This window comes from Pantoea sp. FN0307 (assembly GCF_050113815.1).
Taxonomy (GTDB): Bacteria; Pseudomonadota; Gammaproteobacteria; order Enterobacterales; family Enterobacteriaceae; genus Mixta; species Mixta alhagi.
In genome coordinates, this window is record NZ_JBNJSO010000005.1 from 59,485 (window position 1) to 83,826 (window position 24,342).

The following is a 24,342-nucleotide window of genomic DNA, read 5'->3' on the forward strand; positions in this document are numbered from 1 at the left end:
AAATTTATCTTCAGGGTTTATATGAATTTTCCGATTGTTCTTGTTTCCCCGGCCCGCCCGGAAAATATTGGCGCGGCCGCACGTGCAATGAAAACAATGGGGTTTTCTGAGCTACGTATTGTTCAGAGCGAAGCCTGGCGCGATCCGGCGACGCGCATCGTGGCGCATGGGGCGGGAGATATCATTGATAATATTCAACACTACTCCTCTCTTTCCGCTGCGCTGGCCGATATCGATTTTTCGGTAGCCACCACGGCACGCAGCCGGGCCAAATTCCGTTATTACGCAACACCGCAACAAGTAGAAACGATTTTGCGCGAAAAACAGCAATGGACAGGCAGTACGGCACTGGTTTTTGGTCGTGAAGATAGCGGTTTAACAAATGAAGAGCTGGAACAGGTAGATTTATTAACCGGCATTCCGATGGCCAACGATTATCCTTCGTTGAATCTGGGGCAGGCGGTCATGGTCTATTGCTATCAGTTGGCTTCGTTACGACAAGTGGCTGCGACGGCAGCTGTCGCGGCAGATCATCAGCAGCTTGATGCGCTGCGCCAGCGTTTAGCGGCGCTGCTGGAGCGACTGAAGGTCGCCGATGATGAAAAGCTGGCAGACTGGATACAACAACGAATCGGTCTGCTGGAACAACGCGATAGCGCTATGCTGCACCGATTGCTGCATGACATTGAAAAAAATCTCTAGAGGAAAATTTGGATTACGTGTGGGAAACTGGTTAATGATTCCATCATGCGGAAAGGGCGTAACAGATTTATCCAGGTGCGGCAGAATTTAACGTTTCCGCTGTGGTGGCAGTGGTTTTGCGGCGGCGATAAATCCATTGACTTCATCAGGAGATTGCTTTACTTCTGAAAAGCAGACAGACACAGAAACAGACAGATAAAATCGACATGCGTACAAACAGCCTGAACACCATCATTATTACTACCACCATTACCACAGGTAACGGTGCGGGCTGACGCATACAGGAAAAAGAGAAAAAGCCCGCACCTGATAAGGTGCGGGCTTTTTTTTCGGCTTAAATTCAGGAGATCCTTAACCATGCGAGTGCTGAAATTCGGCGGAACATCAGTGGCAAATGCGGAACGTTTTCTGCGGGTTGCCGATATACTTGAAAGCAACGCGAAGCAGGGACAGGTTGCAACCGTGCTTTCCGCCCCGGCCAAAATCACTAACCACCTGGTGGCGATGATTGAAAAAACCATCAGCGGTCAGGATGCCTTGCCGAATATCAGCGACGCAGAACAGATTTTTGCTGCGCTGCTGCAGGGATTGCAGCGCGCGCAGCCGGGCTTTGCCTGGGAGCGGCTACAGGCGCTGGTTGATAAAGAGTTCATGCAGCTCCGGCAAATGCTGCACGGCATCAGCCTGCTGGGGCAGTGTCCGGACAGCGTTAACGCCGCAATTATCTGCCGCGGTGAAAAGCTCTCCATCGCCATCATGGAAGCGTTGCTACAGGCGCGCGGTCATCGCGTCAGCGTTATCGATCCGGTCAGCATGCTGTTGGCGCATGGTCATTATCTTGAATCCACGGTTGATATCGCTGAGTCTACGCGCCGTATTGCCGCCAGCCAAATTCCTCTGGATAGCATGATTTTAATGGCTGGTTTTACCGCCGGTAATGAACGCGGCGAGCTGGTGGTGCTGGGTCGTAATGGCTCTGACTATTCCGCAGCGGTGTTGGCTGCCTGCCTGCGTGCTGACTGTTGTGAAATCTGGACGGATGTGGACGGCGTCTATACCTGCGATCCGCGTCAGGTGCCCGATGCGCGTTTACTGAAATCGATGTCTTATCAGGAAGCGATGGAGCTTTCTTACTTTGGCGCTAAGGTGCTACATCCCCGTACCATTGCTCCCATCGCCCAGTTCCAGATCCCTTGTCTGATTAAAAATACCGCCAATCCCCAGGCGCCCGGCACCTTGATCGGCGGCGACACCAGCGACGATGCCAATCCGGTTAAAGGCATTACCAATTTGAACAACATGGCGATGTTTAACGTCTCCGGGCCAGGCATGAAAGGCATGGTCGGGATGGCGGCGCGCGTGTTTGCCGCTATGTCGCGAGCGGGCATCTCTGTGGTATTGATTACCCAGTCCTCATCTGAATACAGCATCAGTTTCTGTGTGCCGCAGGGCGAACAGGCGCGGGCGCGTCGGGTGCTGGAGGATGAGTTCTATCTGGAGTTAAAAGATGGCCTGCTTGAGCCGCTGGATGTGATGGAGCAACTGGCGATCGTCTCCGTTGTTGGCGATAACATGCGTACCCAGCGCGGCATCTCAGCGAAATTCTTTGCGGCGCTGGCGCGAGCCAATATCAATATCGTTGCGATTGCCCAGGGTTCATCGGAGCGCTCTATCTCCGTGGTGGTCAATAATGATGAAGTCACCACCGCAGTGCGCGTGGTTCACCAGATGTTGTTCAATACCGATCAGGTGATCGAAGTGTTTGTTGTCGGCGTCGGCGGCGTGGGTAGCGCATTGCTGGATCAGCTGCATCGTCAGCAGGCATGGCTGAAGAACAAGCATATCGACCTGCGCGTATGCGGGATCGCGAACTCCAAAGCGCTGTTGACCAATGTGCATGGCATCGATCTCAGCAACTGGAAAAGCGCGCTCTCTGAAGCAAATGAGCCGTTTAAGCTGGACCGCCTGCTGCGTCTGGTAAAAGAATATCACCTGCTGAATCCGGTAATTGTAGACTGTACTTCAAGCCAGGCGGTGGCCGATCAGTATGCAGATTTCCTGACGGACGGCTTCCATGTGGTGACGCCGAATAAAAAGGCCAATACCTCTTCGTGGAACTATTATCAGCAACTGCGTGTGGCAGCAGCCAAATCACGTCGCAAGTTCCTTTACGATACCAACGTCGGCGCTGGCCTGCCGGTTATTGAAAACCTGCAAAATCTGTTGAACGCGGGCGATGAGTTAATCAGCTTCTCTGGCATTCTGTCTGGATCGCTCTCTTTTATTTTCGGCAAGCTGGATGAGGGCATGACGCTCTCCGAAGCCACAAAGCTGGCGCGTGAAATGGGCTTTACCGAGCCCGACCCGCGTGACGATCTTTCCGGTATGGATGTGGCGCGCAAGTTACTGATCCTGGCCCGCGAGGCGGGTTACCAGCTGGAGCTGAGCGATATTGAAATTGAAGCGGTACTGCCTGAAGAATTTACGGCAATTGCCGATGTCGGGACCTTTATGCAACGTTTGCCTGAGCTGGATAAAGTCTTTGCCGATCGGGTTGAGCAGGCGCGTGCAGCAGGCAAAGTGCTGCGCTTTGTTGGCGCGATTGAAGAAGGGGGCCGCTGCCGCGTGAAAATCGATGCGGTAGATGGCAATGACCCGCTGTATAAAGTGAAAAACGGTGAGAACGCGCTGGCGTTTTACAGCCGTTACTATCAGCCGATTCCGCTGGTGCTGCGCGGCTACGGCGCCGGTAATGATGTTACCGCCGCAGGCGTATTTGCCGATCTGTTACGCACCCTGTCATGGAAGTTAGGAGTCTAAACATGGTAAAAATTTATGCGCCGGCCTCAATTGGCAACGTCAGCGTCGGCTTTGATGTGTTGGGCGCAGCGGTGTCGCCGGTGGATGGTTCCCTGTTAGGCGACTGCGTGACCGTTGAAGCAGCTGATACGTTCAGCCTGATTAATCAGGGACGCTTTGTCAGCAAACTGCCCGCCGATCCGCAGGAGAATATCGTTTATCAGTGCTGGAAACGCTTTTGCGAAGCCACGGGAAAAAGCGTTCCAGTGCGCATGACGCTGGAGAAAAACATGCCCATCGGCTCCGGGCTTGGCTCTAGCGCCTGTTCCGTAGTGGCAGGGCTGATGGCGATGAATGAGTTCAGCGGCAGGCCGCTGGACAATACTCAACTGCTGACGCTGATGGGCGAGCTGGAAGGGCGCATCTCCGGCAGCGTGCATTACGACAACGTTGCGCCCTGTTTTCTGGGCGGCCTGCAGCTGATGCTGGAAGAGAATGGCATTATTAGCCAGGCGGTACCCTGTTTCGATGACTGGCTGTGGGTAATGGCCTATCCGGGTATCAAGGTTTCTACCGCTGAGGCGCGGGCGATTTTGCCGGCGCAGTATCGTAAAGAGGATTGCATTAAGCACGGGCGTTATCTGGCAGGCTTTATTCATGCCTGTCATACCGCTCAGCCACAGCTGGCGGCGAAGCTGATGCGCGATGTTATTGCCGAACCTTACCGTACGAAACTTCTGCCCGGCTTTGCCGCGGCACGTCAGGCCGCGCAGGATATCGGCGCGCTGGCCTGTGGTATTTCCGGCTCTGGGCCGACGCTGTTCGCCGTTTGTGATAATCAGGAAACGGCGCAGCGCATGGCGGACTGGCTGCAGCAAAACTATCTGCAAAATGATGAAGGCTTCGTCCATATTTGCCGTGCCGACACGGCGGGCGCACGAAAACTGGGATAACGCATGAAACTCTACAATCTTAAGGACCACAACGAACAGGTAAGCTTTGCGCAGGCGGTGAAGCAGGGGCTGGGTTCGCAGCAGGGGCTGTTTTTTCCACTGGAGCTGCCCGAATTTGAGCTGACGGATATTGATGCCATGCTGGAGATGGATTTCGTCACCCGCAGCAGCAAAATCCTCTCTGCTTATATTGGCGATGAAGTTGAACCGCACCAGCTGGCGGAGCGTGTGAAGGCCGCTTTTGCGTTTCCTGCGCCGGTAGCGCCGGTAACAGAAGATATCGCCTGCCTGGAGCTGTTTCACGGGCCGACGTTAGCCTTTAAGGACTTCGGCGGCCGCTTTATGGCTCAGATGCTCTCTTATATCAGCGGCTCAGATGAAGAGATCACCATTCTTACCGCCACCTCCGGTGATACCGGTGCGGCGGTGGCCCATGCTTTTTACGGCATGGAAAATGTGCGCGTGGTTATCCTCTATCCGCAGGGCAAAATCAGCCCGCTGCAGGAGAAGCTGTTCTGTACGCTGGGCGGCAATATTCACACCATCGCTATCGACGGTGACTTTGACGCCTGCCAGGCGCTGGTGAAGCAGGCGTTTGATGATGAGGCGTTAAAGAAAGCCATTGGCCTGAATTCCGCGAATTCGATCAATATCAGCCGCCTGCTGGCGCAGATTTGCTACTACTTTGAGGCGGTGGCGCAACTGCCGCAGGAAAAACGTAATCAGCTGGTGATTTCAGTGCCCAGCGGTAACTTTGGCGATCTGACGGCGGGCCTGCTGGCAAAATCGTTGGGGCTGCCGGTGAAACGCTTTATCGCCGCCACCAACCAGAACGATACCGTGCCGCGTTTTCTCTCCAGCGGCGCATGGCAGCCGAATACCACTGTCGCCACGCTTTCTAACGCGATGGATGTCAGCCAGCCGAATAACTGGCCGCGCGTCGAAGAGCTGTTCCGTCGGAAAACCTGGCGCCTGAACGATCTCGGTTTTGGTGCCGTGGATGATGAAACGACCCGTAGCACGATGCGAGAGCTGGCGCAGCTGGGCTATATCTCCGAGCCGCATGCCGCTATCGCTTACCGTATGCTGCGCGATCAACTGCAGCCGGGCGAATTTGGTCTGTTCCTTGGTACCGCGCATCCGGCAAAATTCAAAGAGAGCGTTGAAGAGATCTTGCAGCAGACGCTGCCGCTGCCTGATGAGCTGGCAGAGCGCGCCGATCTGCCGCTGCTGTCGCATAAAATGAAGCCGGACTTTGTTGAGCTGCGCGCGTTTCTTACTCAGTTCTGAGGCTAAGTCATAAAAAAGCCGCCTGCCGGTGAAGGGCGCCTCGTTTATCGGGGCGCCCGTTCGCCGGCAGATGGCTTTTTATTATCCGCAGATCAGGCCTGTTCGTGACGCTTAAACACCAGCTCGTCACCATGGCTGCTCGCCTCATCGAAGAAATAGCCTTCAAGGTTAAACTGCTTTAGCTGCTCCGCCGCCTGCAGACGATTTTCAATGATATAACGGCACATCAGGCCGCGCGCCTTTTTGGCATAGAAACTGATAATTTTGAACTTGCCGTTTTTCTCATCAAGAAAAACCGGTTTAATCAGGCGTGCATTCAGCTTTTTCGGCTGTACCGCTTTGAAATATTCATCCGACGCCAGGTTAATCAGTAAATTATCTCCCTGAGCAGCCAGCGCCTCATTCAATGCTTCGGTAATGGTATCGCCCCAGAAGCTGTAAAGATCTTTACCCGCCGGGCTGGCCAGCCTGGTGCCCATTTCCAGACGATAAGGCTGCATTAAATCCAGCGGCCGCAATACGCCATACAGGCCTGAAAGCATACGTAAGTGCTGCTGAGCAAAATCGAAATCCGCTTCGCTGAAATTTTCCGCCTGCAGGCCGGTATAGACATCGCCTTTAAAGGCCAGAATCGCCTGTCGTGCATTTTCCGGCGTGAAATCAGGGTGCCAGTCGTTAAAACGCTGCGCGTTTAACAGGGCCAGCTTATCGCTGATGCTCATCAGCGACGCGATTTGTGCGGGCGACAGATCGCGCGCCACAGCGATCAGCTGCTGTGATTTTTCCAACAGTGCGGGTTGCGTATAACGAAGCGTCGCCAGCGGCGTGGTGTAGTCCAGCGTTTTGGCCGGCGAGATGACCATTAACATCGATAGTTCCTTAGCGTAACCCGCAGGTTTTTAAACTTTTCTTGATTCTGGCCGCTGATTTTAACAAAAAAGCGCACAGCCCAGGCAAATCATTACTATCGGCCTGACCTCTTTTGATTCGCACCATCAGCGCATTGCGCGTCGGCACGTGCGTGATATTATCGCAACAGATTTTACCCCTGAAAGTTACATATCAAGAGAACCCATCATGACGGACAAACTTACTTCTTTACGTCAGCTGACCACCGTTGTTGCCGATACCGGTGACATCGCCGCAATGAAGCTGTACCAGCCGCAGGACGCTACCACCAATCCTTCTCTGATTCTTAACGCCGCGCAGATCCCTGAATACCGCAAGCTGATCGATGAAGCCATCGTCTGGGCGCGTCAGCAGAGCAGCAATAAAGAAGAACAAATTCAGTACGCTTCTGACAAACTGGCGGTCAATATCGGTCTGGAAATTCTGCAGCTGATCCCGGGCCGTATCTCTACCGAAGTGGATGCACGTCTTTCTTACGATACCGAAGCGAGCGTCGCAAAAGCGCGCAGCCTGATTAAACTCTATAACGATGCCGGTATCAGCAATGATCGTATTCTGATCAAACTGGCCTCTACCTGGCAGGGCATCCGCGCAGCGGAGCAGCTGGAAAAAGAGGGCATCAACTGTAACCTGACGCTGCTGTTCTCTTTTGCCCAGGCGCGCGCCTGTGCAGAAGCGGGCGTGTACCTGATCTCCCCGTTTGTTGGCCGTATCCTTGACTGGTACAAAGCCAATACTGATAAGAAAGAGTACGCACCGCACGAAGATCCGGGCGTGGTTTCCGTTCGTGAAATCTACGAATACTACAAGCAGCACGGTTATGAAACCGTGGTGATGGGCGCCAGCTTCCGCAACGTGGGCGAGATCCTGGAACTGGCAGGCTGCGACCGCCTGACCATTTCTCCGTCGCTGTTGAAAGAGCTGGCAGAAAGCGAAGGCAGCGTTGAGCGTAAGCTCTCCTTCAGCGGTGAAGTGAAAGCGCGTCCGGCCAAAATGACCGAAGCGGAATTCCTCTGGCAGCATAACCAGGATCCGATGGCGGTAGACAAGCTGGCGCAGGGCATCCGTAACTTTGCGGTTGACCAGGGCAAGCTGGAAAAAATGATTGCAGAACTGCTGTAATCGCAAAGCTGCCGCAGCCCGGTTTCCGGCTGCGGCAGCTCACGTTAGGCATCCTTTCCCACCCTGTAGTATTCTTGCCGTTAATCCCAAACCTTAACTGTTCGCGTTGCGACAGTTTCTGTCATGAATATCACTATGAATACGTTACGCATTGGACTCATTTCGGTTTCAGATCGCGCCGCTAATGGCATTTATCAGGATCAGGGCATTCCCGCTCTGGAAGCCTGGCTTTCTTCCGCACTGACTACGCCTTTTATTATCGAAACGCGGCTGGTACCGGATGAGCAACCGCTGATTGAAGAGACGCTTTGCGAGCTGGTGGATGAGCGTTTTTGCCATCTGGTTTTAACCACCGGCGGTACCGGCCCGGCACGACGCGACGTAACGCCGGACGCAACGCTGGCGGTAGCCGACAGGGTAATGCCGGGCTTTGGCGAGCAGATGCGGCAGATTAGCCTGCAGTTTGTGCCGACGGCGATCCTTTCACGTCAGGTTGGCGTGATCCGCAAGCAATCTTTAATTCTTAACCTGCCGGGCCAGCCGAAATCGATTAAAGAGACGCTGGAAGGGTTAAAAGATGAGAGTGGTAAGGTGCAGGTAGCCGGTATTTTTGCCAGCGTGCCTTACTGTATTCAGCTGCTGGAAGGCCCTTACATTGAGACCAACCCGGATGTCGTAGCAGCATTTCGCCCTAAAAGCGCCAGACGTGATACAAACTCCTGAAAAACAACTTTTTCAGGTATAAGATCCAGCGCCGCTGGTGTGGCGAGAAAAGTTGACGCTATAGTAACGTGAATTTTACAAATTCACGTTACTGACTTTCTTCTCACCTCTGGAAGCGCGAAAAAAACATGGATCAACCACAGGCTCGCCGGCTTAACCGGCAGGATTACAAGACGTTGTCACTGGCTGCGCTTGGTGGCGCGCTGGAATTCTATGATTTTATCATCTTTGTTTTTTTCGCTGCGGTAATTGGCGAACTCTTCTTCCCACCCGATATTCCTGACTGGCTGCGCCAGCTGCAGACTTTTGCCATTTTTGCTGCCGGTTATCTGGCGCGCCCGCTTGGCGGCATTGTCATGGCGCACTTTGGCGATCGGGTTGGAAGAAAGAAAATGTTTAGCCTGAGCATTCTGTTAATGGCTTTACCCACGCTGGCGATGGGCGCCTTGCCCGATTATCACGCTATTGGTCTGACAGCGCCGCTGTTGTTGCTGTTGTTGCGTATTTTGCAGGGCGCGGCGATTGGTGGTGAAGTGCCGGGAGCCTGGGTATTTGTAGCGGAACATGTGCCGGAAAAACGCACAGGCTTCGCCTGCGGCACCTTAACTGCAGGCCTGACGGCTGGCATTCTGCTGGGTTCGCTGGTAGCCACGCTGATTAACAGCCTGCTGTCGCCGGAAACCATCGCGGCGGGCGGCTGGCGCATTCCGTTCCTGCTGGGCGGTTTCTTCGGCCTGCTGGCGATGTATCTGCGGCGCTGGCTGCATGAAACGCCGGTTTTTCAGCAGATGCAGGCGCGCAAAACCCTTTCTGGCGGCTTGCCGCTGCGGACCGTGCTGCAACACCACAAGCGGGCGGTAATCATGTCCATGCTGCTGACCTGGCTGCTCTCAGCCTGCATTGTGGTAGTGATCCTGATGGCGCCAACCCTGTTGCAGAAACAGTATGCGCTGTCGGCGGCGCTTACGCTGCAGGCCAATAGCGTGGCGACCATAATGCTGCTGGCGGGTTGTATAATTGCTGGCCTGCTGGCAGATCGACTGGGCGCGGCCAAAGTCTTAACGTTCGGCTGTTTGTTGCTGGCGCTGTGCAGCTGGATTTTCTTTACTCAGGCCGCCAGCTCGGTCATGGCACTGTTTATCACCTATGCGCTGGCAGGCTTAAGCGTCGGTGTGGTGGGCGTCGTGCCCTTTGTTATGGTGCGCGCTTTTCCTGCGGCGATACGCTTTACTGGTATCTCATTCTCTTACAATCTTGCTTACGCCATCTTTGGCGGACTGACGCCCGTTTGCGTCACGCTGTTAATGAGGTTCTCACCGCTGGCACCTGCCTGGTACGTACTGGCACTGGCGTTTATCGGCCTCCTGACCGGGCTGTGGCTGGCTTGGGCCGGACGGCGCGGCGCAATTCTGCAGCAGGTGAATGCCTGATTAGTGGCAAAAAAACCATCGCAGCCATCAGGTCGCTAAAAATTTTTTTTTACTTAACCCTTGATGCGCTGCGAAGCGGCCCCATTTTGAAGTCATCCAGCGTTGTGAAGCGCAAAGCGCGCAGGCGGACAGTTGAAAATACACAAATCGTCCGCATTAACTGATTCACAACCCTAATTGAGACCGTTTTTAAGTGGGAGACGTTTAGATGGGTAAGATTATTGGTATTGACCTCGGTACAACCAACTCATGTGTTGCGATTATGGATGGCACCAAAGCACGCGTGCTGGAAAATGCCGAAGGCGATCGCACCACACCGTCAATTATTGCATATACTCAGGATGGTGAAACGCTGGTGGGTCAGCCTGCTAAACGTCAGGCCGTGACTAACCCGCAGAACACCCTGTTTGCAATCAAGCGCCTGATTGGTCGTCGTTTTCAGGACGAAGAAGTACAGCGTGACATTAAAATCATGCCTTACAAAATCACGCAGTCCGATAACGGCGATGCATGGCTGGACGTAAAAGGCCAGAAAATGGCGCCGCCGCAGATTTCTGCGGAAGTGCTGAAAAAAATGAAGAAAACGGCGGAAGATTACCTGGGCGAACCGGTAACTGAAGCTGTGATCACCGTACCGGCTTACTTTAACGATGCACAGCGTCAGGCAACCAAAGACGCAGGTCGTATCGCGGGTCTGGAAGTTAAACGTATCATCAACGAACCAACCGCTGCTGCGCTGGCTTACGGTCTGGACAAAGGCCAGGGCAACCGCACTATCGCGGTTTATGACCTGGGTGGTGGTACTTTCGATATCTCTATCATCGAAATTGATGAAGTTGACGGCGAAAAAACCTTTGAAGTTCTGGCTACCAACGGTGATACCCACCTGGGTGGTGAAGACTTCGACAGCCGTCTGATCAACTATCTGGTAGCAGAGTTCAAGAAAGATCAGGGTATCGATCTGCACAACGATCCGCTGGCGATGCAGCGTCTGAAAGAAGCCGCTGAGAAAGCTAAAATCGAGCTTTCTTCTGCTCAGCAGACCGACGTTAACCTGCCGTACATCACGGCTGACGCGACCGGTCCGAAACACCTGAACATCAAAGTGACCCGTGCGAAACTGGAATCACTGGTTGAAGATCTGGTTGCCCGTTCTATTGAGCCACTGAAAGTTGCTCTGCAGGACGCTGGCCTGTCGGTATCTGACATCAATGATGTGATCCTGGTGGGTGGTCAGACGCGTATGCCAATGGTGCAGGCGAAAGTTGCCGAGTTCTTTGGCAAAGAGCCGCGTAAAGACGTTAACCCTGATGAAGCGGTAGCGGTAGGTGCTGCGGTACAGGGCGGCGTGCTGGCGGGTGACGTGAAAGACGTGCTGCTGCTGGACGTGACTCCGCTCTCTCTGGGTATCGAAACCATGGGCGGCGTGATGACAGCGCTGATCAGCAAAAACACCACTATCCCGACCAAACACAGCCAGGTGTTCTCTACTGCGGAAGACAACCAGTCTGCGGTAACCATTCATGTGTTGCAGGGTGAACGTAAACGCGCAGCGGATAACAAATCACTGGGCCAGTTTAACCTGGATGGGATCCAGCCGGCACCACGCGGCATGCCGCAGATCGAAGTGACCTTCGATATCGATGCGGACGGTATCCTGCACGTATCGGCGAAAGATAAAAACTCCGGTAAAGAGCAGAAGATCACTATCAAGGCTTCTTCTGGTCTGAACGAGGAAGAGATCGCGAAAATGGTACGCGACGCGGAAGCTAACGCAGAAGCAGATCGTAAATTCGAAGAGCTGGTACAGGCGCGTAACCAGGGCGATCAGATTGCCCACAGCACCCGTAAACAGCTGGACGAAGCGGGCGATAAACTTTCTGCTGACGACAAAGCGCCGATCGAATCTGCGCTTAACGATCTGAACACGGCGCTGAAAGGCGAAGATAAAGCTGAGATCGAAGCGAAAATCCAGGCGCTGGTACAGGTTTCCGGCAAGCTGATGGAGTTCGCTCAGCAGCAGGGCCAGCCAGCTGACGCCGGTGACGCTTCTGCGAAGAAAGAAGACGACGTTGTCGACGCTGAGTTCGAAGAAGTAAAAGACAAAAAATAATTGCCCCTGACCGGGCGCGGCGGTTGCCCTGACAACCGCTGGTAACCAGCACGGGCGTAGGAGTTTCTCCACGCCCGTGCACGCATGTTAAGGGCAGGAAAGATAACAATGGCGAAAACAGACTATTACGAGGTTTTAGGCGTCCCAAAGTCTGCGGATGAGCGTGAAATCAAAAAGGCTTATAAACGCCTGGCAATGAAGTACCATCCTGACCGCAATCCGGGCGATCAGGAAGCCGAAGCCAAATTCAAAGAAGTGAAAGAGGCTTACGAAATTTTGACCGATGCGCAAAAGCGCGCCGCCTACGATCAGTATGGACATGCAGCCTTTGAACAGGGCGGCATGGGCGGTGGTTTTGGCGGTGGCGGCTTTGGCGGAGGCGGCGCAGATTTCAGCGATATCTTTGGCGACGTGTTCGGCGATATTTTCGGCGGCGGCCGTCGGCAGCGCGCAGCCCGTGGCGCCGATTTACGCTACAACATGGAGCTGACGCTGGAAGAAGCGGTGCGCGGCGTGACCAAAGAGATCCGTATTCCTACCCTGCAGGAATGTGACGTTTGCCACGGCAGCGGAGCCAAATCAGGTACGCAGCCGCAAACCTGTCCAACCTGTCATGGCGCAGGCCAGGTACAGATGCGTCAGGGTTTCTTCACCGTGCAGCAGGCCTGTCCGAGCTGTCATGGTCGCGGCTCTATCATTAAAGATCCCTGCAACGCCTGTCACGGACATGGCCGCGTAGAAAGATCGAAAACGTTGTCGGTAAAAATCCCGGCAGGCGTGGATACCGGCGATCGTATTCGCCTCAGTGGTGAAGGCGAAGCAGGTGACCATGGCGCACCGGCCGGCGATCTCTACGTTCAGGTTTCGGTGAAAAAACACCCAATCTTTGAGCGTGAAGACAATAATCTTTACTGCGAAGTGCCGATTAACTTTGCGATGGCGGCTCTGGGCGGCGAAATTGAAGTGCCGACGCTGGATGGCCGCGTGAAGTTGAAGGTGCCGGCAGAAACCCAAACCGGCAAACTGTTCCGTATGCGCGGCAAAGGGGTGAAATCAGTACGTGGTGGCGTGCAGGGCGATCTGCTATGCCGCGTAGTGGTTGAGACGCCGGTCAGTCTGAATGAAAAACAGAAAGCGCTACTGCGTGAGCTGGAAGAAAGTTTCGGCGGCCCCAGCGGCGAGAAAAACAGCCCACGCTCGAAAAGCTTTTTTGACGGCGTGAAGAAATTTTTTGATGATTTGACGCGTTAAAACGCGCACCTCCAGACGCCCCGCTCAGGGGCGTTTGTCCATCCCTTCACCGTATCTTACAGCCAGCCAAAGGCGGCCCACGGGCCAATTGCCACTAACGGTTACCGATTTTTTCGGCGCGATAACTTTATCATTCATATGATTATCCTTGTAAGTTAAACATTACTTGTTGATGATTCGCTTTTTCCGAGTTATTTATGCCAAATAACCTGTTTTTACCGAATCGTTAAAGCCAGTATGCTTAAGCTTAATGCGATGTTTTTAGCAAGGAGATGGAAAATGATTAAACGCTTATTGGCCAATGAGGCAACCGGGGGCATTGTGCTTATCGTGGCGGCAATACTGGCTATGCTGTTAGCGAATATGGATGCTACCCAGCCTGTGTATGCTTCGCTGCTGGCGATGCCGGTAGAGTTTCACTTTGGCGACCTGCATATCAATAAAAATATGCTGTTGTGGATTAACGATGCGCTAATGGCCGTGTTCTTCTTAGTCATCGGCCTGGAAGTTAAGCGCGAGTTAATTGAAGGATCGCTCGCCAGCCGTGATAAAGCTGTGTTTCCACTGATCGCCGCTATCGGCGGTATGGTGGCTCCGGCGCTGATTTTTTTGGCATTTAATGGTGCCGATGAAATTACCCGTAACGGGTGGGCGGTGCCTACCGCTACCGATATTGCCTTTGCGCTTGGCGTGCTGGCGTTGTTAGGCAGCCGGGTGCCGCCCGCGCTAAAAGTATTTCTTATGGCACTGGCGATCATTGACGACCTGGGCGCAATTGTCATTATTGCCCTGTTTTATACCCACGAACTGTCACTGCTTTCTCTGAGCGTTGCCGCTGGCGCTATTATCGTGCTGGCGCTGTTAAATCTGTTTAACGTCCGCCGCACCTCGCTCTATATGGTGGTTGGCGTCGTGTTGTGGGTGGCGGTATTAAAATCGGGTGTTCATGCCACGCTGGCAGGCGTAGTGATAGGCTTCTTTGTGCCGTTAGCGGAAAAGCATGGGAAATCGCCTGCCAGAGCCCTGGAGCATGGCCTTCATCCCTGGGTGACCTGGCTGATTTTGCCGCTGTTCGCTTTTGCTAACGCTGGTGTTGCGCTGGATGGTGTTTCTTTCAATTCGCTGTTCTCCATGTTGCCGCTGGGCATAATACTGGGACTGTTTATCGGTAAGCCGCTGGGAATTACGCTGCTTTGTTGGTTGAGCATCAAACTGGGTGTGGCGAAACTGCCGCAAGGCGCCAGCCTGAGCAGCATTATGGCGGTAGGCGTGCTGTGCGGAATCGGCTTTACCATGTCTATCTTTATCGCCTCACTGGCCTACGGCGACCTGAGCGCGGAACTGATGGTACTGGCTAAGCTGGCTATTTTGATCGGATCGCTGCTCTCTGCCGTGGTGGGCTATTCGCTGTTACGCGTTAAGTTAAATCAGCCACACAGCCTGAAGAAGACCTGAGCATGACACATCTTAATTACAATCATCTCTACTACTTTTGGCACGTTTGTAAGCAGGGATCGATTGTTAACGCGGCGGAGAAACTCTTCTTAACGCCGCAAACCATAACCGGCCAGATCAAGTCCCTGGAGGAGCGACTCCAGGGCAAGCTCTTTCGACGTCAGGGCAGGGGAATCGTGCCAACGGAACTGGGACAGCTGGTTTTTCGCTACGCCGATCGGATGTTTACGCTGAGTCAGGAGATGATGGATATCGTTAACTACCGCAAGGAGTCGCATCTGCTGTTTGATGTCGGCGTGGCGGATGCCTTATCGAAACAGCTGGTCAGTAAAGTTTTGGAAACGGCAGTGCAGGATGATGAGCGCATTCACCTGCGCTGTTTTGAGTCTACGCACGAGATGTTGCTGGAGCAGCTGAGTCAGCACAAGCTGGATATGATTTTATCTGATTGTCCGGTTGATTCGACTCAGCAGGAGGGGCTGTTTTCCGTGAAGCTGGGCGAGTGTGGCATCAGCTTCTGGTGTACGCCGCCGCTGCCGCAGAAACCTTTTCCCGCCTGCCTGGAGGAGCGACGCCTACTCATTCCGGGCCGTCGCTCAATGTTAGGGCGTCAGCTGCAACGGTGGATCAGCAGCCAGGAGCTGCAGATAGAGATCCTTGGCGAGTTTGATGATGCGGCGTTGATGAAAGCATTTGGGGCCGCTAACCACGCTATTTTTGTGGCCCCGACGCTCTACGGCCAGGAGATTTATCAGGATGGCGCTATCAAAGAGGTTGGACGGCTGGAAGATGTCATGGAAGAGTATTACGTGATCTTCGCCGAGCGGATGATTCAGCATCCTGCGGTGCAGCGCATCTGCAATCAAGATTTTACCGCTTTATTTAGTGATAAATAGAAAATGATAGTTTTGCTGGATCTAATTCCAGCGCTGTTTTTATTTCTGTTGCCGCCTGGTGGCGGCAACAGAAATGGCGTAGGAAACTCTTCGATCCAGCCATTAATAAAATAATTAAGAATTTACCAACAATAATTCAAAAACGGGCTATTAGGCAAAAGTCTCATTTTTCCGTTTCCCATTTACTGCCATTTTACCTTTCTTTACGCTACGCGCTGTCAACCAACCACCTTGAGGACCACCATATTTCCCCGGCGCGCTGACGGCGGAGTATGGCGTCCATCCATCGGACGGAATAAGGTCATCTCAGGAGCGAAGTATGCAGAACGAAAAAAATAAAACGGCGTCGGTATTACCTGTTCTTCACCAGGAATTAACACAGCAATTTTCTTCTCCGGTTCTTACTCATTATCAAATGCTGTTTATTACTGTCAGCATGATCAATCTGTCAATAATGAGTTGGGCTTTGGTCAGCGGTAGCTGGTGGGACGAAAATCATATTTTGCTTGGCAACTTTGGCAATATGGTGATCGCTAACCTCTGCGTGACGGTACTGATTCGTCAGCAATACCTTATCAACGGGCTGTTTCAGCTGGTATGGCGTGTGCCCGTACACTGGCCGCTACGGTTGCGGCGTCATTTGGCTAACGTTTATCAGTTCGGCGGGCTTCACTCTGGCTGTGCCACCTTTAGCTGTCTGTGGTTGCTGCTTTTTACGTTAGCTGCTTTTTGTCAACAACAGGCGCAGGGCGGGCTATCCACTCAGCTTCTTACGGTCAATATCCTGTTGGTGCTGATGCTGTGTGCCATTTCCCTGACGGCGCTGCCGCAGGTGAGACGACGCTATCATAACCTGTTTGAACATATGCATCGCTACGTTGGCTGGAGCTCGCTTGCGCTCTCATGGCTACAGGTTTTATGGTTCGTGCGTGACAGCCATCACGGTGAGTGGCGCTGGCATCATCTCAGCCACGCTTTCGCTTTCTGGGGACTGTTGGCTATTACCTGTAGCATTCTGCTTCCCTGGCTGCGTTTACGGCGCATTCCTATCGAAGTGACGCGGCCTTCTTCCCATGCGGTAATTATTCAGTTTGCTTTGCCGCAGGATCCCTTTCCTGGTTCGACGCTGGCCATTAGCCTGCATCCGCTAACGGAATGGCATGCGTTTGCCAATATTCCGCTGGTAAAACGACCTGGTTGCCGGATGCTGATCTCCCGTGCCGGAGACTGGACCTCGCGCTTTATCGATAATCCACCGTCACACGTCTGGTTTAAGGGCATACCCACGCCCGGCGTTGGCAGCATGAACAAGCTATTTAACTCGGTAGTCTATGTCGCCACCGGAAGTGGAATTGGTCCGCTGCTGCCGCATCTGGTGAACAATCCGCGTCCCTGTAAATTGATCTGGTCAACCCGTAATCCGGTTGTGACCTATGGCGAAGCGTTCGTTAATGAGATTATTGCGGCCCACCCAGGCGTATTGATTTGGGATACCGATGCGCACGGCAAACCGGATCTGCTGCTGCTGGCCTGTCAGAAGGTCAAAGAGATTAATGCGGAAGCGGTAATCTGTATTGCGAACCGCCCGTTAACCGATTATGTAGTGGAAGGGTGTGAAGCGCAGGGCATCGCCGCTTACGGAGCGATTTGGGACTCGTAAAATCAGGACGAAAAAAAACCGGCCACTGGCCGGTTCTTTCAAAGCTGATTAACAAGTGGCGATTAAGCCAGTTTGTTGATCTGTGCAGTCAGATTAGCTTTATGACGTGCAGCTTTGTTTTTGTGGATCAGACCTTTAGCAGCCTGACGGTCCACGATCGGTTGCATTTCGTTAAATGCTTTCTGTGCAGCTTCTTTATCGCCAGCTTCAACTGCTGCGTATACTTTCTTGATGAAAGTACGCATCATAGAACGACGGCTTGCGTTATGCTTGCGACGTTTCTCAGATGTTACGGCGCGTTTCTTAGCTGATTTGATATTAGCCAAGGTCCAACTCCCAAATATGTTCTATACGGACAAATCAAAGGCCGAGGACTATGCCTTTTACGCCTTATTTTGTCAATGGATTTGTGCAAATAAGCGCCGTTTTACAAACAACGCTCGGTTACGTAATTGATGGCGCAAGATTCTACCAGTTTCCCCAGCCTGAATACAGTATTTCGCAAGAAAAAAAGCGTTATCCCCGCCGCCTGGCCATTACCGCACGGAAATCGCCGCCGGAAAGCGGGAAAGGCGCCGTGACGGGTTAACCTTGGCGGTTGTACAAGGTATAATCCGCCGATTTCCACCAACTTGAGTCAGCCATGAAGTTTATACGCGGCATTCATAATCTCCGGACGCAGCCTGACGGCTGTGTGCTGACTATCGGCAATTTCGATGGAGTACATCGGGGCCACCAGGCGCTGCTGGCTCGCCTGTGCGAAGAGGGGCGGCAGCGTCATCTGCCGGTCGTGGTCATGCTGTTCGAGCCGCAGCCGCTTGAGCTGTTTGCCGCTGATAAAGCGCCGGCGCGCCTGACGCGTCTGCGTGATAAACTGAAATATCTGGCGCAGGCGGGCGTCGATGCCGTGCTGTGCGTGCGCTTCGACCGCCGTTTCGCCGCCGTTAGCGCGCAAAGCTTTGTTAACGATCTGCTGGTTGATAAGCTTGGCGTGCGGTTTCTTGCCGTTGGTGATGATTTCCGTTTCGGCGCTGGTCGCGAAGGGGATTTCCTGTTATTACAGAAAGCGGGTGTGGAGTATGGCTTTGATGTCATCAGCACCCAAACTTTCAGTGAAGGCGGCAAACGTATCAGCAGCACGGCGATTCGCCAGGCGCTGGCGAATGATGACCTGTCGCTGGCGCAGTCGCTGTTGGGCCATCCATTTGCGCTTTCCGGGCGTGTCGTGCATGGTGATGCGCTGGGCCGCACTATCGGTTTTCCTACCGCTAACGTTCTGCTGCGGCGCATGGTATCGCCGGTTAAAGGCGTTTACGCCGTAGAGGTCCATGGACTTAGCGAGCAACCGCTGCCTGGCGTGGCGAATATAGGTACGCGCCCTACGGTTGCCGGCCTGCGTCAGCAGCTGGAAGTGCATCTGCTGGATATATCAATGAATATGTACGGGCGTCATATTGACGTGGTGCTGCGCCAAAAAATACGTAACGAGCAGCGTTTTCCCTCGCTGGATGCGCTTAAAGAGCAAATTGCTAAAGATGTGGTGACTGCCCGCGAGTTTTTTGGGCTTAAAACACCGGTGTAACAACCGAAACACGGAATCGAGAATCTGATGAGTGACTATAAATCTACCCTGAATTTGCCGGAAACGGGGTTCCCGATGCGTGGCGATCTCGCCAAACGCGAACCGGGTATGCTGCAACGCTGGACTGATGACAACCTGTACGGCATCATCCGCGCCGCCAAAAAAGGGAAAAAAACCTTTATCCTGCACGATGGCCCTCCGTATGCGAACGGCAGCATTCACATTGGTCACTCAGTTAATAAGATTCTGAAAGATATTATTATTAAGTCCAAGGGTCTGTCGGGCTTCGATTCACCTTACGTGCCGGGCTGGGACTGTCACGGTCTGCCGATCGAACACAAAGTCGAGCAGATGATCGGTAAGCCGGGCGAAAAGGTCAGCGCTGCGGAGTTCCGCGAAGCGTGCCGTAAGTATGCGGCGGAGCAGGTTGCCGGTCAGAAAACTGACTTTATCCGTCTGGGCGTGCTGGGCGACTGGGATCGTCCTTATCTCACGATGGATTTCCAGACCGAAGCCAATATTATCCGCGCGTTGGGCAAAATCATCGGCAACGGTCATCTGCACAAGGGCGCCAAGCCGGTGCACTGGTGTCTGGATTGCCGTTCGGCGCTGGCGGAAGCGGAAGTGGAATATTACGACAAAACGTCTCCTTCCATTGATGTGATGTTTAACGCCATCGACGCGGCTGCGGTAGCGGCTAAATTCGGCGCAGCCCAGGTTCAGGGACCGATCGCGCTGGTTATCTGGACCACCACGCCGTGGACCATGCCGGCCAACCGTGCGATTTCACTGCATCCTGAGTTTGAATATCAGCTGGTGCAGATTGAAGGCCGCGCGCTGATCCTGGCAAAAGATCTGGTGGAAAGCGTTATGCAACGCGCAGGCGTCAGCGAGTGGGCCGTGCTGGGCAATGCAACCGGCGCGGCGCTGGAGCTGATGCGCTTCCAGCATCCGTTCCTCGCTTTTGACGTACCGGTGGTGCTGGGCGAACACGTTACGCTGGATGCCGGTACCGGTGCGGTACATACCGCGCCAGGCCACGGCCCGGACGACTATGTGATCGGTCAGAAATATAATCTGGAAACCGCTAACCCGGTTGGGCCGGATGGCCGCTATCTGCCGGGAACTTATCCTGAGCTGGATGGCGTCAATGTCTTCAAAGCCAACGATATGATCGTTGAGCTGCTGCGTGAGAAAGGCGCGCTGCTGCATGTAGAGAAAATGCATCACAGCTACCCGCACTGCTGGCGTCATAAAACGCCGATTATCTTCCGCGCCACGCCGCAGTGGTTTATCAGCATGGATCAGAAAGGGCTGCGCACGCAGTCGCTGAAAGAGATCAAAGGCGTGCAGTGGATCCCGGATTGGGGTCAGGCGCGTATTGAATCGATGGTTGCCAACCGTCCCGACTGGTGTATTTCACGTCAGCGCACCTGGGGCGTGCCGATGGCGCTGTTCGTACATAAAGAGACCGAGCAGCTACATCCGGATACGCTGGCGCTGATGGAGAAAGTGGCGCAGCGCGTTGAGCAGGATGGCATTCAGGCGTGGTGGGATCTCGATCCGCGCGATCTGATGGGCGATGATGCCGACAACTATATGAAGGTGCCGGATACGCTGGATGTCTGGTTTGACTCTGGCTCCACGCACGCTTCTGTGGTTGATGTACGTCCGGAATTCCACGGTCACAGTGCCGATATGTATCTGGAAGGCTCGGATCAGCATCGCGGCTGGTTTATGTCTTCGCTGATGATCTCCACGGCGATGAAAGGCAAAGCGCCTTACCGTCAGGTACTGACGCACGGCTTCACCGTTGACGGCCAGGGCCGCAAGATGTCCAAGTCGCTGGGCAACACCGTCAGCCCGCAGGATGTGATGAATAAGCTGGGCGCCGATATTCTGCGTCTGTGGGTCGCCTCGACCGACTATTCAGGCGAAATGGCGGTTTCAGATGAGATCCTGAAGCGTTCTGCCGATGCTTACCGTCGTATCCGTAATACTGCGCGCTTCCTGCTGGCGAACCTCAACGGCTTCAATCCTGAAACCGATCTGCTGAAGCCGGAAGAGATGGTTGTGCTGGATCGCTGGGCCGTGGGTCGTGCGCAGGCAGCGCAGGCAGATATTATTGAATCTTATGCCAGCTACGACTTCCATGAAGTTGTGCAGCGTTTGATGCAGTTCTGTTCGATTGAGATGGGCTCTTTCTATCTCGATATCATTAAAGATCGTCAGTACACCGCGAAAAGCGACAGCGTGGCGCGTCGCAGCTGCCAAAGCGCGCTGTGGTATATCGTCGAGGCGCTGGTGCGCTGGATGGCACCGATTATGTCCTTTACCGCCGATGAAATCTGGGGCTATCTGCCGGGTAAACGCGCGCAGTATGTCTTTACCGAAGAGTGGTATGACGGCCTGTTTGGTCTGGATGAAGGCGAATCGCTGAATGATGCCTATTGGGCTGAGCTGCTGAAAGTGCGTAGCGAAGTAAACAAAGTGATTGAGCAGGCGCGTAGCGACAAACGTATCGGCGGTTCGCTGGAAGCAACGGTCACGCTGTACGCTGATGCCGCGCTGGCAGAGAAACTGACCGCGCTGGGTAATGAGCTGCGCTTTGTGCTGTTGACCTCAGGGGCTCAGGTTGCAGATTATGCACTGGCGCCGGAAGAAGCACAGCAGAGCGAAGCGTTAAAAGGTCTGAAAATCGTGCTGCATAAAGCGGAAGGCGAGAAATGTCCGCGCTGCTGGCATTACACTACCGATATTGGACTGGACGCCGCACACCCGGATATCTGCGGACGCTGCGTCACTAACGTTGCCGGTAACGGCGAAGAGCGTAAGTTTGCCTGATGCGTAAATCTCTTTTTGCAACCGGACTGCGTTGGCTCTGGCTGGTGGTGGTGGTCATTGGTATCGATTTGGCCAGCAAGCTGTGGGTGATGAACAACATGGCGCTGCATGAAACGATACCGATTATGCCGTATCTCAACCTGTTTTATGCCCACAACTACGGGGCGGCTTTTAGCTTCCTTGCGGATAAAGGCGGCTGGCAGCGCTGGTTCTTTGCGGGTATCGCCATCGCGATTGCGGTGGCGCTGCTGGTAATGATGTATCGTACTGCCGCCAGCCAAAAACTTAACAATATTGCCTACGCGCTGATTATTGGCGGCGCGCTGGGTAACCTGTTTGATCGCGCCTGGCACGGCTTTGTCGTCGATTTTATCGACTTCTATATTGGCGGGTGGCATTTCGCCACCTTCAATATTGCCGACTGCGGTATCTGCGTTGGCGCCGCGCTGATCGTGCTGGAGGGCTTTATCACGCCTTCCGGCAAGCAGGCGAAGCAAAAGGGCAAGGCATGACCGATTCTGTACAGCGCGATAGCGCGGTGCTGCTGCACTTCACCTTAAAACTGGAAGATGGCTCTACGGCTGAGTCCACGCGAGCTAATGGTAAACCGGCACTGTTTCGCCTTGGCGACGGCAGCCTTTCAGAACCACTGGAAGCGGCGCTGCTGGGGTTGCAGTCCGGCGATAAGAAAGCGTTCGCGCTTGAGCCGGAGGCGGCTTTTGGCAACGTTATTCCCGATCTGATCCAATACTTTTCCCGCCGTGATTTTATGCAGGCGGGCGAGCCGGAGATCGGAGCCATTATGCTGTTTACCGGTATGGACGGTAGCGAGATGCCCGGCGTGATCCGCGAGATCGCCGGAGATTCAATCACCGTGGATTTTAACCATCCTTTAGCGGGCCATAAGGTTCATTTCGATATTGAAGTACTGGAAGTTAACCCGGTTCTGGAGGACGGCGCATGAGGATCCTGTTAGCTAATCCGCGTGGCTTTTGCGCTGGCGTTGACCGTGCCATCAGCATTGTCGAGCGGGCGCTGGAAATGTATGGCGCGCCGATCTACGTGCGTCATGAAGTGGTGCATAACCGCTACGTCGTCAACAGTCTGCGTGAGCGCGGTGCGATTTTTATTGAAGAAATTACCGAAGTGCCAGATGGTGCGATCCTGATTTTTTCTGCACATGGCGTTTCTCAGGCGGTACGGGCCGAGGCGAAAGCGCGTCAACTGACTATGCTGTTTGATGCCACCTGTCCGCTGGTGACTAAAGTCCATATGGAAGTGGCACGTGCCAGCCGCAAAGGCACCGAAGCGATTTTGATCGGTCATGCGGGCCATCCGGAAGTGGAGGGCACCATGGGACAATACAGCAACGCTCAGGGCGGCATGTATCTGGTCGAGTCGCCAGAGGATGTGTTTAAACTACAGGTGAAAAATGAAAATAACCTGTGTTTTATGACGCAAACCACGCTGTCGGTTGATGATACCTCTGCGGTGATCGATGCGCTGCGCCAGCGTTTCCCGAATATCGTTGGGCCGCGCAAAGATGATATCTGCTATGCCACTACTAATCGTCAGGAAGCCGTACGCAGTCTGGCTGCCGAAGCGGATGTGGTGCTGGTGGTCGGCTCTAAAAACTCGTCTAACTCCAACCGGCTGGCAGAGCTGGCTCAGCGTGCCGGTAAGCGTGCACAGCTGATCGATTCCGCCGCTGATATCCAGGAGAGTTGGCTACAGGGCATTGACTGCGTTGGCGTTACCGCAGGCGCTTCTGCACCCGATATCCTGGTACAGGAAGTGATTCAGCGGCTACGCGAGTTTGGTGGCGAAGAGGTCACTGAACTGAGCGGACGTGAAGAAAATATTGTTTTTGAGGTGCCCAAAGAGTTACGTCTCGAAACCCGCCAGATCGGTTGATCTGCATCGCCCGGAATGCTTTCCCGTTCCGGGCGTTTTCATCTCTCTTCCCGCCAGCCTAATCCTTTAAGTGTTAGATTTTACTCATGTCCTCTGGCTGCATTGAGTTAGCAGGAGGCTTGCAGTAGCATTTTTCTGTTACACGCAGGCTTTTATTCTTTGCGTTAAACGCCTGTTGATTTCGAAGGGATGCAGACTGCGTGTAGCATTCTGATAATAAAGTTAAAAGGAGTTACAAATGAGAGAGTTGCAAATCAATCAGATTCAGGCCGTCAGCGGTGCGCTTATGCCTGCCGGTGCCATGCTTGGCATGGGCTATGCTGGCCTGGCGTTAAACATTCCCGTTATTGTTGGCGGTGCCGTTCTTGGCGTGCCTACCCTTGGGCTGGGTTTTGTCGCTATGACAGCCGGTATTGTCGGTACGGCGATATCAGGCGGGATGACAATTATGGGTATCGTTATGTCCGCTATCAGCAAAGGCAAAAACAAGCCTGAACCGGTTACACCAGTGGAATAACCTTTTCTGTGAGGTGTGATCGTTAATCGTCGGGCGGTTTAGCTCAGCGCGCCGTAAACCTTTTGCGGCGCATTTTCCCTTTTCTCATCCGCATAAGTTGCTTTTCTGATAATTTCTTGCCCGCAGCCTAAAATTCTTATTATCCAACTTAATGGTGGCGCGTCCCGCACCCGCTGTTTAAC

General features: G+C 53.7%; 22 protein-coding genes and 1 other annotated feature. Of the genes, 20 read left to right on the forward strand and 2 right to left on the reverse strand.

Features of this window, described 5'->3' with window-relative positions; genetic code table 11:
- Positions 1 to 21 precede the first annotated feature (21 nt).
- The 5 genes from ACQE3Z_RS15100 to thrC all read left to right on the forward strand — a co-directional run bounded on the left by ACQE3Z_RS15100 (position 22) and on the right by thrC (position 5,744).
- Complete coding sequence (locus ACQE3Z_RS15100; protein ID WP_250651776.1) at positions 22 to 702, forward strand: tRNA/rRNA methyltransferase; 681 nt, start codon at positions 22 to 24, stop codon at positions 700 to 702.
- Positions 703 to 908: 206 nt separating this feature from the next.
- Positions 909 to 977, forward strand: a complete 69-nt coding sequence (gene thrL, locus ACQE3Z_RS15105) for a thr operon leader peptide (protein ID WP_071883749.1) — start codon at positions 909 to 911, stop codon at positions 975 to 977.
- Positions 916 to 1,033, forward strand: a sequence feature (Thr leader region). (Overlaps the previous gene by 62 nt.)
- Before the next feature lie 26 nt (positions 1,034 to 1,059).
- Positions 1,060 to 3,522 (forward strand): bifunctional aspartate kinase/homoserine dehydrogenase I, encoded by a 2,463-nt coding sequence (gene thrA, locus ACQE3Z_RS15110; RefSeq protein ID WP_426974421.1) that lies wholly within the window; start codon positions 1,060 to 1,062, stop codon positions 3,520 to 3,522.
- Between the two features lie 2 nt (positions 3,523 to 3,524).
- On the forward strand, positions 3,525 to 4,454 hold the full coding sequence (gene thrB, locus ACQE3Z_RS15115; protein WP_426974422.1) for a homoserine kinase: 930 nt from the start codon (positions 3,525 to 3,527) through the stop codon (positions 4,452 to 4,454).
- Positions 4,455 to 4,457: 3 nt separating this feature from the next.
- Entirely contained in the window at positions 4,458 to 5,744 is a 1,287-nt protein-coding gene (gene thrC / locus ACQE3Z_RS15120; protein WP_426974423.1) for a threonine synthase, read from the forward strand.
- Between the two features lie 92 nt (positions 5,745 to 5,836).
- On the opposite strand, the gene yaaA is transcribed toward thrC, so the two are convergent.
- Complete coding sequence (gene yaaA / locus ACQE3Z_RS15125) at positions 5,837 to 6,613, reverse strand: peroxide stress protein YaaA (RefSeq protein WP_426974424.1); 777 nt, start codon at positions 6,611 to 6,613, stop codon at positions 5,837 to 5,839.
- A gap of 208 nt (positions 6,614 to 6,821) precedes the next feature.
- On the opposite strand from yaaA, the gene tal reads away from it, so the two are divergent.
- The 8 genes from tal (at position 6,822) to ACQE3Z_RS15165 (ending at position 17,303) form a co-directional block, all read left to right on the forward strand.
- Positions 6,822 to 7,775, forward strand: coding sequence for a transaldolase (tal, locus tag ACQE3Z_RS15130; protein WP_085068059.1), 954 nt, complete (start codon positions 6,822 to 6,824; stop codon positions 7,773 to 7,775).
- A 135-nt stretch (positions 7,776 to 7,910) separates the two neighbouring features.
- Positions 7,911 to 8,498: a molybdopterin adenylyltransferase gene (mog, locus tag ACQE3Z_RS15135; protein WP_426974425.1), complete on the forward strand. Its 588-nt coding sequence runs from the start codon at positions 7,911 to 7,913 to the stop codon at positions 8,496 to 8,498.
- Positions 8,499 to 8,626: 128 nt separating this feature from the next.
- Positions 8,627 to 9,928 (forward strand): MFS transporter, encoded by a 1,302-nt coding sequence (locus ACQE3Z_RS15140; protein WP_426974426.1) that lies wholly within the window; start codon positions 8,627 to 8,629, stop codon positions 9,926 to 9,928.
- Between the two features lie 208 nt (positions 9,929 to 10,136).
- Positions 10,137 to 12,041, forward strand: a complete 1,905-nt coding sequence (gene dnaK, locus ACQE3Z_RS15145) for a molecular chaperone DnaK (protein ID WP_250651783.1) — start codon at positions 10,137 to 10,139, stop codon at positions 12,039 to 12,041.
- 108 nt (positions 12,042 to 12,149) lie between these two features.
- Positions 12,150 to 13,292, forward strand: a complete 1,143-nt coding sequence (gene dnaJ, locus ACQE3Z_RS15150) for a molecular chaperone DnaJ (RefSeq protein ID WP_426974427.1) — start codon at positions 12,150 to 12,152, stop codon at positions 13,290 to 13,292.
- Positions 13,293 to 13,571: 279 nt separating this feature from the next.
- Positions 13,572 to 14,747: a Na+/H+ antiporter NhaA gene (nhaA, locus tag ACQE3Z_RS15155; protein ID WP_426974428.1), complete on the forward strand. Its 1,176-nt coding sequence runs from the start codon at positions 13,572 to 13,574 to the stop codon at positions 14,745 to 14,747.
- Between the two features lie 2 nt (positions 14,748 to 14,749).
- Positions 14,750 to 15,643 carry a transcriptional activator NhaR gene (gene nhaR / locus ACQE3Z_RS15160; protein ID WP_426974429.1) on the forward strand — a complete coding sequence of 298 codons (894 nt, stop codon included), beginning with the start codon at positions 14,750 to 14,752 and terminating at the stop codon, positions 15,641 to 15,643.
- 319 nt (positions 15,644 to 15,962) lie between these two features.
- Positions 15,963 to 17,303 carry a hypothetical protein gene (locus ACQE3Z_RS15165; RefSeq protein ID WP_426974430.1) on the forward strand — a complete coding sequence of 447 codons (1,341 nt, stop codon included), beginning with the start codon at positions 15,963 to 15,965 and terminating at the stop codon, positions 17,301 to 17,303.
- 62 nt (positions 17,304 to 17,365) lie between these two features.
- Here ACQE3Z_RS15165 and rpsT read toward each other — a convergent pair whose 3' ends face one another.
- Positions 17,366 to 17,629 (reverse strand): 30S ribosomal protein S20, encoded by a 264-nt coding sequence (gene rpsT / locus ACQE3Z_RS15170; protein ID WP_038628374.1) that lies wholly within the window; start codon positions 17,627 to 17,629, stop codon positions 17,366 to 17,368.
- Positions 17,630 to 17,679: 50 nt separating this feature from the next.
- Between rpsT and ACQE3Z_RS15175 the strand changes: the two genes are divergently transcribed.
- The 7 genes from ACQE3Z_RS15175 to ACQE3Z_RS15205 all read left to right on the forward strand — a co-directional run bounded on the left by ACQE3Z_RS15175 (position 17,680) and on the right by ACQE3Z_RS15205 (position 24,160).
- Positions 17,680 to 17,892: a hypothetical protein gene (locus tag ACQE3Z_RS15175; RefSeq protein WP_426974431.1), complete on the forward strand. Its 213-nt coding sequence runs from the start codon at positions 17,680 to 17,682 to the stop codon at positions 17,890 to 17,892.
- Between the two features lie 54 nt (positions 17,893 to 17,946).
- On the forward strand, positions 17,947 to 18,885 hold the full coding sequence (gene ribF, locus ACQE3Z_RS15180; protein WP_250651787.1) for a bifunctional riboflavin kinase/FAD synthetase: 939 nt from the start codon (positions 17,947 to 17,949) through the stop codon (positions 18,883 to 18,885).
- Between the two features lie 27 nt (positions 18,886 to 18,912).
- Positions 18,913 to 21,729: an isoleucine--tRNA ligase gene (ileS, locus tag ACQE3Z_RS15185; protein WP_426974432.1), complete on the forward strand. Its 2,817-nt coding sequence runs from the start codon at positions 18,913 to 18,915 to the stop codon at positions 21,727 to 21,729.
- The gene (lspA, locus tag ACQE3Z_RS15190) at positions 21,729 to 22,241 is read left to right on the forward strand and encodes a signal peptidase II (RefSeq protein ID WP_250651789.1); all 513 of its coding nucleotides are present in this window, start codon (positions 21,729 to 21,731) and stop codon (positions 22,239 to 22,241) included. Before ileS ends, lspA begins: the two co-directional genes overlap by 1 nt.
- A complete protein-coding gene (gene fkpB / locus ACQE3Z_RS15195) occupies positions 22,238 to 22,693 on the forward strand; it encodes an FKBP-type peptidyl-prolyl cis-trans isomerase (protein WP_426974433.1) in 456 nt (151 codons plus the stop codon). Before lspA ends, fkpB begins: the two co-directional genes overlap by 4 nt.
- On the forward strand, positions 22,690 to 23,643 hold the full coding sequence (gene ispH / locus ACQE3Z_RS15200) for a 4-hydroxy-3-methylbut-2-enyl diphosphate reductase (protein ID WP_426974434.1): 954 nt from the start codon (positions 22,690 to 22,692) through the stop codon (positions 23,641 to 23,643). The genes fkpB and ispH overlap by 4 nt, the downstream gene beginning before the upstream one ends.
- Before the next feature lie 238 nt (positions 23,644 to 23,881).
- Entirely contained in the window at positions 23,882 to 24,160 is a 279-nt protein-coding gene (locus tag ACQE3Z_RS15205) for a hypothetical protein (RefSeq protein WP_426974435.1), read from the forward strand.
- Positions 24,161 to 24,342 lie beyond the last annotated feature (182 nt).